Source organism: Myxococcus sp. NMCA1, assembly GCF_026810205.1.
In the GTDB taxonomy this organism is placed as follows: domain Bacteria; phylum Myxococcota; class Myxococcia; order Myxococcales; family Myxococcaceae; genus Myxococcus; species Myxococcus xanthus_A.
In genome coordinates, this window is record NZ_CP113950.1 from 6,652,849 (window position 1) to 6,666,101 (window position 13,253).

General features: G+C 67.4%; 10 protein-coding genes. 4 read left to right on the top strand and 6 right to left on the bottom strand.

Annotated features, from left to right (window positions below):
* Position 1: 1 nt before the first annotated feature.
* The gene (locus OZ403_RS27295) at positions 2-1,759 is read left to right on the top strand and encodes an ABC transporter ATP-binding protein (RefSeq protein WP_140794293.1); all 1,758 of its coding nucleotides are present in this window, start codon (positions 2-4) and stop codon (positions 1,757-1,759) included.
* A 4-nt stretch (positions 1,760-1,763) separates the two neighbouring features.
* On the opposite strand, the gene OZ403_RS27300 is transcribed toward OZ403_RS27295, so the two are convergent.
* Together OZ403_RS27300 and OZ403_RS27305 are read right to left on the bottom strand one after the other, a co-directional pair.
* On the bottom strand, positions 1,764-3,332 hold the full coding sequence (locus OZ403_RS27300) for an FtsX-like permease family protein (RefSeq protein WP_328285467.1): 1,569 nt from the start codon (positions 3,330-3,332) through the stop codon (positions 1,764-1,766).
* A complete protein-coding gene (locus OZ403_RS27305) occupies positions 3,236-4,186 on the bottom strand; it encodes an ABC transporter permease (protein ID WP_268782150.1) in 951 nt (316 codons plus the stop codon). The genes OZ403_RS27300 and OZ403_RS27305 overlap by 97 nt, the downstream gene beginning before the upstream one ends.
* A gap of 275 nt (positions 4,187-4,461) precedes the next feature.
* Between OZ403_RS27305 and OZ403_RS27310 the strand changes: the two genes are divergently transcribed.
* From OZ403_RS27310 to OZ403_RS27320, 3 genes are all read left to right on the top strand, one after another.
* Positions 4,462-4,662 (top strand): hypothetical protein, encoded by a 201-nt coding sequence (locus OZ403_RS27310; RefSeq protein WP_013941731.1) that lies wholly within the window; start codon positions 4,462-4,464, stop codon positions 4,660-4,662.
* Between the two features lie 375 nt (positions 4,663-5,037).
* A complete protein-coding gene (locus OZ403_RS27315; protein ID WP_237077443.1) occupies positions 5,038-5,241 on the top strand; it encodes a hypothetical protein in 204 nt (67 codons plus the stop codon).
* A gap of 251 nt (positions 5,242-5,492) precedes the next feature.
* On the top strand, positions 5,493-6,293 hold the full coding sequence (locus OZ403_RS27320) for a glycosyltransferase family 9 protein (RefSeq protein WP_268782151.1): 801 nt from the start codon (positions 5,493-5,495) through the stop codon (positions 6,291-6,293).
* Between the two features lie 31 nt (positions 6,294-6,324).
* Here OZ403_RS27320 and OZ403_RS27325 read toward each other — a convergent pair whose 3' ends face one another.
* The 4 genes from OZ403_RS27325 to OZ403_RS27340 form a co-directional block, all read right to left on the bottom strand.
* Complete coding sequence (locus OZ403_RS27325) at positions 6,325-7,830, bottom strand: radical SAM protein (RefSeq protein WP_140794297.1); 1,506 nt, start codon at positions 7,828-7,830, stop codon at positions 6,325-6,327.
* Positions 7,827-9,248, bottom strand: a complete 1,422-nt coding sequence (locus OZ403_RS27330) for an aKG-HExxH-type peptide beta-hydroxylase (protein WP_140794298.1) — start codon at positions 9,246-9,248, stop codon at positions 7,827-7,829. Before OZ403_RS27330 ends, OZ403_RS27325 begins: the two co-directional genes overlap by 4 nt.
* Positions 9,248-10,945 (bottom strand): MBL fold metallo-hydrolase, encoded by a 1,698-nt coding sequence (locus tag OZ403_RS27335; RefSeq protein WP_268782152.1) that lies wholly within the window; start codon positions 10,943-10,945, stop codon positions 9,248-9,250. The genes OZ403_RS27330 and OZ403_RS27335 overlap by 1 nt, the downstream gene beginning before the upstream one ends.
* A gap of 81 nt (positions 10,946-11,026) precedes the next feature.
* Positions 11,027-13,114, bottom strand: a complete 2,088-nt coding sequence (locus OZ403_RS27340; RefSeq protein ID WP_268782153.1) for a hypothetical protein — start codon at positions 13,112-13,114, stop codon at positions 11,027-11,029.
* Positions 13,115-13,253: the final 139 nt, after the last annotated feature.

The window sequence follows — 13,253 nt, forward strand, 5'->3', positions numbered from 1 at the left end:
AATGGGCTTGATTCAGAATCCGCCGCTGAGCCACGCATCCCTTCGTCGCGTCCTGGCACTGGCTCGTCCCGAGTGGAAGCTGCTCTTGCTCGGTACGTGCTTCCTCTTCATCGGGAGCGCGGGAGGCCTGCTCTTCCCACAGGCCATCCGGGTCATCCTCGACGAAGCATTGACCACCGCCACGCTCGAGATGGTGAACGACACCACCCTGTGGATGCTGGGGGTGTGTCTCATCCAGTCGGTGGCCATCGGGCTGCGCTTCGCCTTCTTCAACATCGCGGGTGAGCGCATTGTCAGCGACCTGCGGGAGCTGCTGTATCGCAGCTTGCTGGAGCAGGAGATTGCGTTCTTCGATCAGCACCGCACTGGCGGCCTCACCAGCCGGCTCTCCACGGACACCGCCCTCATCCAGGGCGCCGTCAGTACGCACATCGCCATCATGCTCCGCAACGCGACCACGTTGATTGGAGGGCTGGCGCTGCTGCTCTACACCTCGCCCCGGTTGACGCTCGTCATGTTGGCGGTCGTCCCCCCCGTGACGCTGGGGGCGCTGTTCTACGGCCGCAAGGCCCGACAGCTCGCGCGAGACGCCCAGGCCGCGGTGGCCGAAGCCAATGAAATCGCCGCCGAGTCACTCTATGGCATTCAGACCGTCCAGGCCTTCGTCGCCGAAGACGCGGAGCGCCGGAGCTATGGCCGTGCCATCGGCAAGGCCCTGGCGCTGGCGCGCACGAGAATCGTCTCCTCGGGATTCTTCATGGGAGGAACGGGCTTCACCGGCCTGGCGTCGACCCTGCTCGTCTTCTGGTACGGCACGCACATGGTCGTTTCGGGCGACATCACGGTGGGTGGACTGACCTCCTTCCTGATGTACACGCTGATGGTCGTCATGGCCGTCGGCGCCCTGAGCGAGCTGTGGGCGGAGTTCATGAAGGCAGGAGGCGCCACCGAGCGCGTCTTCGAGCTCATCGACCGTACGCCCGCCATCTCCGTCAACGGCGGCGAGCGGCCCGCGAGCATGGAAGGCCACCTGCGCGTCCGCGACGTCAGCTTCAGCTACCCCACGCGCCGGGACGTGCCCGTCCTCCAAGGCCTGGACCTGGACGTCGCCCCCGGTGAAGTCGTGGCGCTGGTGGGACACTCGGGCGCGGGCAAGTCGACTGTCGCCTCGATGTTGATGCGCTTCTACGATCCGGACAAGGGGGCCATCCTCGTCGATGGGACGGACCTGCGAACGCTCGACGTCCGCTGGCTCCGTCAGAACATCGGCATCGTGTCGCAGGAGCCCACGCTCTTCTCGGGCAGCATCGCCGACAACATCCGCTACGGACGCACCGACGCCACCGATGCGGAAGTGGAAGCCGCGGCCCGCGTCGCCAATGCCCACGACTTCGTGAGCCGGTTTCCAGAAGGCTACCGCACGCGCGTCGGCGAGCGGGGCATCCAGCTCTCGGGAGGACAGAAGCAGCGCGTCGCCATTGCCCGCGCGGTCCTCAAGGATCCACGGCTGCTCATCCTGGACGAAGCCACCAGCGCGCTGGACTCCGAAAGCGAGCACCTGGTCAAGGAGGCGCTGGACCGGCTCATGGTGGGACGCACCACCCTCATCATCGCCCACCGCCTGTCCACCGTGGCGGGCGTCGACCGCATCTTCGTGCTGGACCAGGGCCGCGTCGTCCAGCACGGAAACCACGAGGCGCTCATCACCCAGGACGGCCTCTACAAGCGCCTCGTGGAACGGCAGTTCATCGCCGCCTGAGCCCTCACTCCTCGCGCATGGCCATGCTGGGCGGGACGCGCGCGGCGCGCCAGGCGGGCACGTAGCCCGCCACCAGCGCCACGAAGAGCAGCACGCAAGCCGTCCCGAGGAAGACGAGCGGGTCCGCGGGGCTGACCTCGAAGAGCAACTTCGACAGGCCACGCGCCAGGACCAGCGCCAGCACGGAGCCGATGATGACCCCCAGCCCGGCGAGCCGCAGCGCCTGGCTCAATATCAACCAGAAGATGCTCCCCTCCCGCGCGCCCAGTGCCATGCGCACACCAATCTCCGTCCGCCGCTGGGTGACGGAGTAGGCCATGATGCCGTAGACGCCCCCAGCGGCCAGCAGCAGCGCCACGCACGCGAAGAACCCCAGCAGCGCGGCCAGCAGGTGCCTGGAGCCGAACGACTCCGCGATGAGCTCCTCCAAAGGCCGCGGCGACGGCGGTGGTTGCTCGGGGTCCAACGACGCCATTCCCTCACGCAAGGACAGCGCCAGCGACGACGCCGCCGCCCCCGTCCCTCCCACGGTCACCATCATCACCATCGCGTCACGCGGGGCCTGCGCCAGCGACAGGTAGAACTCCGGCACGGATGAACGCACCTGCCCGCGCCACAGCGTCCGGACGTCACCCACGACGCCAATCACCTCCCACGGCTCGGTGCCTCCCGTGAAGAAGCGCTTGCCCAGCGGCGACTCTCCGGGCCAGAAGCGCCGCGCCAGGGCCGAGTTGATCATCGCGACCCGGGGCGCATCCTCCACGTCCAACGCGCTGAAATCGCGCCCCTCGTGCAAGGGGATGCCCATGGTCCGGAAATAGCCCGGGGAGATGACGCGCTGACTGGCCTCGGGCAGTTGCCCGGGCAGCGGCTTCGGCTGCCCCTCCAGATAGATGTTCGAGCTCTGACTGCGACGGCTGATGGGCGGCAGGCTGGCCGCCGAGACGGCTTGGGCTCCCGGCATGGAGGACAACCGCTCCTGCAGCGCATGGAAGAAGCGAACCCGCTCGGCGTCCGTCGGATACTTGGTCTCCGGCAGCGTGACGTCGAAGTAGAACACGCGTTCGGCGGCGAAGCCGGGTGAGGTCCCCTGGAGTTGGTAGAGGCTCCGAAGCATCAGGCTCGCGCCGACGACCAGCATCAAGGCCAGGGCCACCTCCGCCGTCACCAGGGCCGAGCGGATGCTCTTTCGCCCCGCCGTGGCGCCCGCCCCCTCCCGCATCGCCTCCAGCGGGTTCTGCCGCGACATCTGGAACGCGGGCGCCAGACCAAACAGCACCCCGGTGATGGCGGACAGCCCGACACAGAACAGCAGCGCCCCTCCATCCACCTGGATGGATTGCCACCCTGGCAGGCGCTCCGCCAACCCGGGCGGCAGCATGGTGGCAATCATGTGCGTGCCCCACAGCGCGCCCAGGATTCCCAATCCCCCTCCCAGGAGCGACAGCAAGACGCTCTCGGTCAGGGCCTGGACCATCAGGCGCGTAGGGCTCGCCCCCAGCGCCCCACGAATGGCCAGCTCCCGCCTCCGGGCCGCCGCGCGCGCAGCAGCAGGCTCGCGACGTTCGCGCACCCGATGAGCAATACGAAGCCCACCGCGCCCGCCAGGGTGATGAGCAGCGGCCTCAAGGGCCCCAGGTAGGCCTCGCGCACGGACGTCAGCCGCACGGTGCGCTCCGAATCCGTGTCGGGGTACCGCTCCGCCAGTTGCCCCGCGAGGACCCGCAGGGCGTCCTCCGCCATCGACACGGAGAAGCCAGGCTTGAGGCGGCCCACCACCCGCACCTTCCGGTCCCCACGCGCATCCAGCTCCGCCTGCGTCGGCGCGAGCGGCACCCAGGCTTCGGCGCCAGGCGGGAAGTCAAAGCTCTTCGGCATCACGCCCACGACCGTGTAGGGCTCACCATCCAGCGTGACGGACTCACCCAGCACGGAGGGCGCGCCACCAAACCGGCGCCGCCACAACCCGTCCGACAGCACCACCACCGCCTCGCCACCCACGCGGTCTTCTTCCGCGGAGAACGCCCTGCCCAGCGAGGGCCTCGCCTCCAGCGCGGGGAACAGCGCGGCCCCCACCCGAAACGCATGGAGCCGCTCCGGCTGCAGCGCGCCGCCCAGGTTCAAGCTCCGCGGGACAATCCCCGCCACGTGCTCGAAGACCCCCGCCTGCTCGGTCCAGTCCGCCAGCGTCGCCAGGGACGTCTCGCTCCGCTCGACACCCGCCTTGGGAAGCGAGTCCCACACCATCACCAGACGCTCCTCATGCGGGAAACGCATGGGCTGCAGCCAGATGGAGTTGACCACGCTGAATATCGCCGTGCTCGCGCCAATCCCCAGCGCCAGCGTCATCATCGCGACCAGGGTGAACGTCGGACTCTTGAGCAACAACCTGGCGCCAAACCGGATGTCCTGACGAATTGTATCCATGACCCTCTCGCGCAAGAGCATGCCATGCGGCATGCACCTCGGCGACGCGCATCACCACGAAAGCCCAGGCCCGGCGCGCGAGAACACCCAAGTCCGCGAAATTCCACAGCTGGCAGACATTTCATTAAAAACATGTCTGAGTCTGGACATCCGTTCGAGGTTCGCCGTACTCTTGGAGATCCGAGCTGAAGGCATCAACTGGCGTCAGGCTCGGCACGTTCGGCGACAAGTTCGTGCCGCGCGTGTGTTTTGATTCACCTCCCCAGGAGTTCCTCATGGTTGAGAGCAACATCGTTCTGAAGCCCGAGGTGGTGACGTTCAAGCAGCTGGATCCCGCGAAGGTGGACGCGCTCCGCGGCCAGCTGAGCATGATCCTGGGCCGTGGCGATTTCGCCACGCTCTCCGCTCGCGCGGGCGCCGTCGTCGTCAAGGAGCCGCAGGATCACACCAGCCACACGTCTGACGGCTGGTTCTAGCAGGTTCCTGCTCCCCGGCGCTCATCCCTGGGCACCGGGGAGCAGGTTGTCTTGACGCAAGGATTGCCCCCCTTCCCGCCGCAGGAGCATCACTCGCTCCGAGCCCCGGTGGTGTTCACCTGGATGGGATTGGAGACCGGCTCCTCGCCCTCCCCGACCCGCGAACCCTGAGTCAGCCGTACCCGGGTCAAGCGCGCCGAATCTCACTTGTAGCAGTTGTTTCAGCGAAAACACGTCTACGCCTGGACATTCGTTCGAGGGACGCCGTACTCTTTGGGATCCGAGCCGCTGACATCCACGGGTGTCAGGCTCGGCACGTTCGGCGACAAGCTCGTGCCGCGCGTGTGGTTTGATTCACCTCCCCTGGAGTTCCTCATGGTTGAGAGCAACATCGTTCTGAAGCCCGAGGTGGTGACGTTCAAGCAGCTGGATCCCGCGAAGGTGGACGCGCTCCGCGGCCAGCTGAGCATGATCCTGGGTCGTGGCGATTTCGCCCAGATCACCGCGCGCGCGGTCGGCCCCGTCAAGGACCAGGAGCCGCAGGATCACACCAGCCACACGTCTGACGGCTGGTTCTAGCAGGTTCCTGCTCCCCGGTGCCCATCCAGGGGCACCTGGGAGCAGGTTGTCTTGACGCAAGGATTGCCCCCTCCATGCAGCAAGAACTTCGTTCTGCCCAAGCCCCCGTCGTATTTCACCTGAATGGGATTGGGGACCGGCTCCTCGCCCTTCCCGCCCTGCGAGCCCTGAGTCAGCTGTACCCGGGTCGAATCAGACTGGTGGGTGCGCCAGGTGATTCAAGCCTGTTCTTCTATCAAGAGCTCGGGCTCATGAAGATTCACGAGGTCCGCGCGACCACCCAGGGCACGGAGCGGAGCATCGACGCCGAGACGCTCCGGCAGGCGGTGGGAGCTTGCGACTTGTTTGTCTGTTTCAACACCTGGCACGCGACAGGTGTCTCCGAGCTGCTCGAGGGGTTTCCGGCGGCCACCGAGACGGTGGGCCTGTATCGCCGTTACAAGCAGTGGGTCCGGAGTGAAGAATCCCAGCATTCCGCGGACCGGCTCTTCTCGCTGGCCCAGCAGATGGATCCCTCCCTGCGGCTGGAGGACTTCGCCCAGGCCCCCGTGCTGACGGCCGAGGCCACCGAGGCCGCCAGGCACTTTCGTGACAGCGCCCCCGATGGGGCCAAGGTGCTCGCGCTCCATACGGAGACCGGCGCCCGGAAACAGTGGCCCGTCGCCCGCTACCGCGCCGTGCTGGATGCCTTCCTGACAGCCCATCCCGAATGGCTCGTGCTCAACGTGGACTACAACGCCACGGAGCTGGCGCCCATGGTCCATGAGGGCCGCGTGCTGTCCGTCCCAGGCGCCCCACTCGATGTCGCCATGGCGCTGCTCGGCGCCTGTGATGGCTTCCTCGGCATCGACTCCTGCATGCTGCACGCGGCGGACTTCTTCCGGCTCCCATCGGTGGGCCTGTTCGGAACGACCTCCCCCCAGCAATGGGGCTTCCGTTTCACTCCGGCCTTCCGCGAGCCCACCGGGAACGGGAGCATGGACGACATCACCGAGGAAGAAGTCCTCGGCGCGCTCACGGACCTCGCCGCCGGGCGGCTGCGCCCCGCCTGAGCGGCGGCGAGGGCGCCAGCCCCGGCTGGCCTCAGCCGCTCTGCACGCTCAGCATCGGCGGCATGGCCTGCGAGGAAGGCTCTGTCGGCAGACCGTTGGCCATCTCCACCAGGGCGGCGTCCATTCCAGGCATCATCCGCAACAGGGGGATGGGGTCCTCCACGAGCTTGCGCAGGACCCACTCCACCACCGCCAACGTCTGCAGGCATTCCTCGGACGCATGGGGGCGCGGCGTCGCGTCCCCGGTCCGGGCATAGTCGAGCACCGGCAGCACGCCGCAGTAGGGATTGAAGGCGCACTCGCGGCACTGCGGGTCACGATCCCGCAGCGACAGGTTCATGGACCGGAACGTGGCCTTGTTGCGGATGAGCGCGTCATAGGTCGTCCCCTTCACGTTGCCCAAGCCGAACTCGGAGCGCATCGAACGGGCTTCGTCCGACGGCAGGATTTCGCCGTCATGGTCATAGGTGATGGCCGAACCGAAGTCCCCGACCGGGTTGCGCCAGTCCACGAAGCCCGTATCCGTCGACTGGAGAATCTTGGCCAGGACGACCCGGACCACGCGCTCGGAGTAGTTCTCGTTCTCCTGGCGGTTCTTCTCGTAGATGTAATCGAGCGCGTCCAGGTAGTAGTGGAGGAAGTCCTGGATGTCGAAGGGCAGCTTCTCCTTGCGGGCGTTGCCCAGGGCCTTGAGCTTCAGGATGGCGAGGTCCTTGAAGCCCTCCGAATGATAGAAGTCGATGGTGCGCTTCAACTCCTTGGCGTTGGAGGCCCCCACCACGCACAGGGGCGACGCGCTGAGCACGCCGGGGAATCGGTCGCGGAAGTGGGTCAGCCGCTCCATGACCTTGCGGAAGCTGCCCGCCCCGCTCCGCGTGACTCGGAATGAGTCGTGAATGTCCTCGGGACCGTTCAACGAATACGACACGTTGATGCGGTTCTCCTTGCAGTACGCGATGTGCTCGTCGGTGGCGACCATGAGGTTGCTCACCACGGAGAAGCGGAGCCGCTTGCCCACGGCTTCGTTCTGCCTGCGGGCCTCCTCGACGAAGTACTTCATGCCCTCGAAGTTCAAGAAGGGCTCGCCGCCCTGGAACTCGAAGCCCAGGAAGGGGGCCGGAGAGCCGAGCGCGAAGCGGATGATGGCATCCGCGACGTCGGGCTGCATGTCGAAGCGCTTGGAATCCGCGGAGATGTTCTCCGGGTTCATGTGGCAGTAGGTGCAGTTGAGGTTGCACCGCTTGGACAGCACGACGATATGGAGCCCCGGCCCCGCGTAGGTCCGGTCATGCCAGCGCTTGAGGTCCTCCAGCACGCGCGACGAGTTCTGCGCGGTGATGAGGTGGCTGGTCTGCTCGAGCCGCTCGAACAGGGCCTCATCCATGGAGATTTCGTCGAGCTGGGCATTCTCCGCGCCGGACAGCAGCTGCATGGCGCCCGTCCGGGACAGCCGCACGAAGTGGTCCGGGCCCACCTGCTTCGCGGGGAAGAAGTTGGGCAGCCACTCGTCGCGATAACGCAACCCTGGGACCCTCATGCGGCACCTCCGGCGTGCTGGGTATAGCGGGCCGCGAGCACTGCCGTCTCGCGCCAGTCCATGTATGTCTCGGCGTCATTCACCACGGGGCCGCTGGCGGCCACCCGCGAGAAGTGCTGCTTCATCCAGGCATCGAAGGCCTGGTCCATGTCCGCATCCGCGACGCGCTCGATGAGCGGGTGCTGCTCACTCAGGGCCTGGGCCATCTGCGCGAGGAGCCCGCGCCCTGCGGGCGTGGGACGCTCGAAGTCCAGGAGGGTCCGGAAGGAGAGCAGGTTGCAGCGGTGTGATTTGAGCAACTGGAAGCGCCACTCCCGCTGCTTGAACTCGGGCCTGTCCAGCGCCAGCAGCCGGAGCCGGTTCACCGCCAGGAAGGAGTGCAGGCCCAGATGCAAGCCCCGGAGGGGGCGAGGGTCGGTGCGGTAGGCGGAGACGAACTCGGGACGTGAGTCGTCCCACCGCCCGAATGCGCGCGAGTCGAGCAGCAGGTACATGCGCTCGTGTTGCAGCTCGTGGACCAGGTCCTCCGCATGCTCCAGGCCGTGGGCCACGCGCGTGAGGAAGACGGGCGTGCCAGCCCCATACGAGGACGAGCAACGCACGCTCCGGTTCTCCGGGCCCCCCATGTCGACGAGCGCGGGGAGCAACACGCGGGCCCAGTCGAGCACCTCGGGCCACAGCTCCCTCAGGATGTGGAAGGCCTCCTCCGTGCTTCGCAGCAGGGGCATGGGCCGCCACGTGCCCGTGCTCCCATCGTCCGGGATGCCCGCGTGCTCGCGCCGGCCGGTGATGCCGAGCATCTCGCTGTCGTCCAGCACCGGAACGTTCCAGGTCTCGGACCAGGGCAGCGGCTGGATGCTCACGGGCGCATCGCCCGTGAGCGGCAGCGGGATGCGCAGCCCGGGGCCGGCGTGCCCCTCGGCGGAGAGCAGACACTCCGCGCCAGAGAAGTGCCACACGAGGCGCCCCTCGCCGGGGCCGCGCACGTCGAGCCGCTCACCCCGAGGCAGGCAGTAGAGGGTCCGCGGCGTCACGAAGAAGGCTTCGCCGTGGGTCACCTCTCCCCGCAGCCGCTGGACGATGAGCAGGGACGCGAGGTTGCCCATCAGGCACTGAATCAAGCCAGGCCCGACGACGGCGGGCCCCAGCAAGCGGCCGAGCAGCACCGTCGTGCTCCAGTGCTCCAGGAACTCGCGCGCCAGCGCCGGCGCGCGCTCGACGAGTTCGAACGCCTCGGAGAGGAGGGACTGGAGCTCCGTGGCACATCCCCCCAACTTCCCGAGCCGCTCTGGCTGCTGGACCCAGCCCATGAGCAAATCGAGCTGCCCCATCTGCTGCGCACGCAACAGCTCCCGCGCCGAGGCTTCCGTCTCGGGGGACAACGGCGTCGGGAACGTGAATGCATCTTGGAATTGCATCAGTGACTCCAGTCGAGCACCAACGGCGACTCGTGCGTCAGATGGGACAGGAACGTGAAGATGGCTGACCGGACGTCGTCGTGAGGCAGGGAGAGGGCCGCGCTCACGTCGCCGACCATCTCGGCGACCGTGCGTCCGTCACATTGGTCCAGCAGGAGCGCCTCGAGCGTCGACAGCGGCTGATAGCGGATGCCCGCCGGGCTCGCGTAACAGAGGACCTCGGACGTCTCCGGCGACAGCGGGCGCGCGTCCAGCAGCCGCGCCAGGTCTCGCGTGACTCGCAGGTGGTAGGGCCCCAACACCGGGCGGCGCTGATGGAGGCTGTCACGCAGGACCGACAGGTGGCTCGCGCGAAGCGCCTCGGTGCGCTCGTCACGGCGGGCCAGTTCCTTCATCCGGCGTGACATGCACTGAATGTGGAACAGGCCCCGGTCCATCCACAGGCAGGCCGCCAGGTCCTCCCGCAGCGGCTCCTCGAGCGCCGGCTCGCACTGGAGCGCGGCTTCGACAGCGGCGAAGTAGCCAGCATCCATGTCCGTGGGCTCCGAGACCTTCGACGGGAGGAGCGAGACCAGCCTCGCCGCGAGCTCGAAGGCCTTGCCCTCCACGAGGCAGCGGAGCGTCCGGGGCACCAGGACCGCCGCGGGGGTCTTGTTGACGGACACCTGGCACCGCTCCAGCAAGTAGCGCAGGTCGCGGGTGGATGCGCGAAGCACTTCCCGGATGGCCTCGAACGGCTCCAGCCAACGCACGAGGTCGTTGCTGTCTCCCCATCCCCAACGCTGAATGGGTTTGCCCGGGTGATATCCCGTGAAGAAGGTCGTCAACAGGGCCTGAGGGCGCCGCTGCCCCCGCGCCGGTTCGAAACGACGGCCGGGCTGCAGCAGCGCGCAGCGCTCCAGGACGTGCTCGCCATAGACGAGCCGATAAGGGGGCTTCCAGGGCAGGAGCGCCGAGTCATGAGCGCGAGTGACCGCGGCGGCCATCCAATGCGCCCGGTCGACCGGGTAGCGCTCCAGGCGGTCTTCCCGCGGCCGCCCCGCCATGGACAGCGTGCCCCCACAGGTCGCGATACGCGCTGGCTTCAACCAGTCGCAGAACGCGAGCGCTCCCACGGAGTCCATCTGATTCCAGAAGCCCTGCCACTGGACCGAGGCCCCCGTGGGAACGAAGGCGACATCAACCCGGCCCCGGAAGGCCTCCAGCGCTTCGCGCGTCCGGGGCGAATCCGTCACGTCCACCGCGTCCAGCGCCAGCACATCCGGCGTCTCCACCAGCAGGGCACATTGCTCCTCGCCCTCCCCGGAGCACTGCGCGGGAAGGATGTGGATGCGCAGGTCCTGGGCCAGTTCGACGACATCCCCCTCCAGGAAGGGATGGAGATTGCGAAAGCCCAGCGCCGTGAGAATCGCGCGAGCGCTCGACTCGGGTGCCGCGCCCGGCTTCGGCCTGTCGAGGAAGTAGAGGGCGACGTCTTCGCGCAGCCCCAACAGGCTGGGTGGATGGAGATGGTCGTCGTGCGCGTGGGAGAAGAAAACCGCGTCCACCGACGACAGGTCATCGAAGAACCACGCGGGACACGCAGGCTGCCGAAACTCCAGCTCCCGCAGCACCAGCACCGGGTCGATGAGAACCCTCAGAGGACCGCGCTGAATGACAAAAGAGGTGTGGCCCAGGTGCTCGATGAAAGTCTGCACAGCCTGCCCATTATGAATATTCAGAATTCAACGTATCAATTCGTATCCCCGAGCGTCAATCCAGGCCACGGGGATGGCGACTCAGCGCGGCCGGAGCAGCTCGGACGTGCGGTGTGTGGCCAGATAGGCCTTGGCCTCAATCACCGGGGCCCCCGTCAAGCCCAGCTTGACGTGCGCGAGCCGCTTATCGAAGACACTCTCTCGCGTGGCCGAGCCAGCGGGCAGGTTGACCTGCGTGCGCCCCGGCCACGCCAGCAGCGCGTCACGCCGTGAGGGTGCGCAGAGCCCCCGCGTCACCAGTTCGTCGAGCAGGCGTTGCCACCGGGGCTCCTCGGCGGGCTGCGCACGTCCCTGGAATGAGCATTCAAGCCCCAGCGTCGGCAACAGCTGCGGCGCCAGGTCCAGGTTGAGCATGAAGCGATTGACGCCGAGCGGGAGGACCCACGCGAGGGTGTCCCGCAGCTGCTGGAAATCTCCTGGCCACGCCACGGCTTCCAGGTACGCCACCACGCGCTCGGGAGGCACGTTCTTGAGCGTGAAGCGCAGGTTCTTGCTGCGCCGCGACATCATCACGCAGGCCGCATAGAGGTGTGCACCAGGAGGCAGCGCCTCGATGCAGACATCCATTCCCCGCTGAAGCTCTGGCGTGAGCGGCGCCTCATCCCCACGCAAGAGTGGAAGCCCCGCGTGGAGCGTCGCGCGGTAGGTATCCGACTTCTGCCGGTGGAGTTCTTCGTTGACGGCGACAGGCTGGTCCCGTGTGCAGAGGAACACGATGGGCAGCGGAGGCGAGGCGACTGGCGCATCCAGGTCGAACTCCAGCCAGAACGCGTCGACTTCCCGGTCGAGCAGCCCGCCCGGCTCAGCCCACGCTCGTGCGAAGTCGCGAATGCGCCGCCACTCGGGAGCGGCGAACAAGGGCGCTGGGAGTTCTGAGTGAGGATGCCTGCCAGCAAGCAGCGCCTGGCCGTCGTGTTTGATCCCCAGGATGAAGTCCACCCGAGGCGTCCCCTCCAGCAGCCGGACCTCGAAGCCCCCATCGCCCTCCAGCGCCGCGGGCAGCCATTCACCCAGCGCGAGCAGGCGGGCTCGCGACTCGGGAGAAAACAGCGCGGGCGGATAATCATTGTCGAAGGCCGCCAACGTCTCCTTCCAGGTGCCCGACCGAGGCGGGAGCGCCCCCGGGAGGAAGTTGTCGGTCCGGTCCGCCGCGATGCGCGCGATTCGGACGTACCGGACGAGCGCTTCGACACACAGCGCCGCCGATGCCTCGAGCGAGCCGTAGACGACGTCCCCGGCCTCGTACAGCGGCGCCACGGGCCAGAGCCCCTCCTCGCTCTGCTCGCTCAGCAGCAGGGACGCCATGGAATCCAACGTCCGCTCGAAGAGGTTGACGTCCGTGGGGCGCCCCAGGTTCATCAGGGCGCTCATCGCGAGGGCGACATTCACCGCGCCGCGAACCTCCCCCTTCTCCCAGAGCGAAATGAGTTCTGCCCGAAGGGGCACCGCGAGCTGCCAGTGGTCACCCACGTTTCGAACCCAGCGCGTCAGCAGGTAGCCCAGCAGGAAAGGCGAAACCGCGGGCTCTCCGCGTGCGCAGCCCAGAAGCCCCTGGGTTCGAACCTTCTCGGAAACAAGCGCGGCGCGGCCCGGTAGCGACCGCCCTTCGTGCGCCGACAGGAGCAGGAGGTCCGCGGTCGTGGCGACGTCCGCTTCAGGAGGAACGCCCTCGATGGCCGCCGCCCCTGACTCGGACGATGTCTGGCCAGGCTCCCGCGCTGCGTCGCGCGACAGGAGTTCAGCGAGCGCCGGGGGTGGGTCCAGCGGGATGTTCCATTGCCTCAACGCCACCAGCGCGCGAGCCGACTCCCCCGCTGCCGACCGTTCCGAATCAGGAGAGAAACGCCAGAAGCCTGTCGACGCGCGACTGGAGAGCAGCCGCCGCACGCAGGACGCCCCATGCGAATGCCCAGCCCCCTCGCTCTCGGCCAGCGCGAGGAGGACCAGCGTTGCCGCCGCCGGGGAGTCCACCTGATGAACGCCCGCTCCCGTGGAGGCCAGCATCTCCGCGACGGGAAGCTGCTCCAGTGCGGCAACCGCCGCGCCAATCGCGCCATCCAGCATCTCTGCCGTGGGCCGGATCGGCTCTCCTGGAATCTGAACAGACACGGCTTCCTCCGAGCGACGCTGGCGAATGGACGCAAAGCGTGCCCGAGCGCGAAGCCCAGGGTCAATCATCTCTCCATGTAAATTGATGAAATCACTTTAGACCCCCACTCCGTGTAAAATCGGCGAACTGATACTCTCG

Bases quoted from the DNA above. Each gene is read 5' to 3' on its own strand.
- OZ403_RS27320 (WP_268782151.1), top strand. From the start codon at position 5,493: ATGAAGATTCACGAGGTCCGCGCGACCACCCAGGGCACGGAGCGGAGC.
- OZ403_RS27325 (WP_140794297.1), bottom strand. From the start codon at position 7,830: ATGAGGGTCCCAGGGTTGCGTTATCGCGACGAGTGGCTGCCCAACTTC.
- OZ403_RS27310 (WP_013941731.1), top strand. From the start codon at position 4,462: ATGGTTGAGAGCAACATCGTTCTGAAGCCCGAGGTGGTGACGTTCAAG.
- OZ403_RS27305 (WP_268782150.1), bottom strand. From the start codon at position 4,186: ATGGATACAATTCGTCAGGACATCCGGTTTGGCGCCAGGTTGTTGCTC.
- OZ403_RS27315 (WP_237077443.1), top strand. From the start codon at position 5,038: ATGGTTGAGAGCAACATCGTTCTGAAGCCCGAGGTGGTGACGTTCAAG.
- OZ403_RS27295 (WP_140794293.1), top strand. From the start codon at position 2: ATGGGCTTGATTCAGAATCCGCCGCTGAGCCACGCATCCCTTCGTCGC.
- OZ403_RS27330 (WP_140794298.1), bottom strand. From the start codon at position 9,248: ATGCAATTCCAAGATGCATTCACGTTCCCGACGCCGTTGTCCCCCGAG.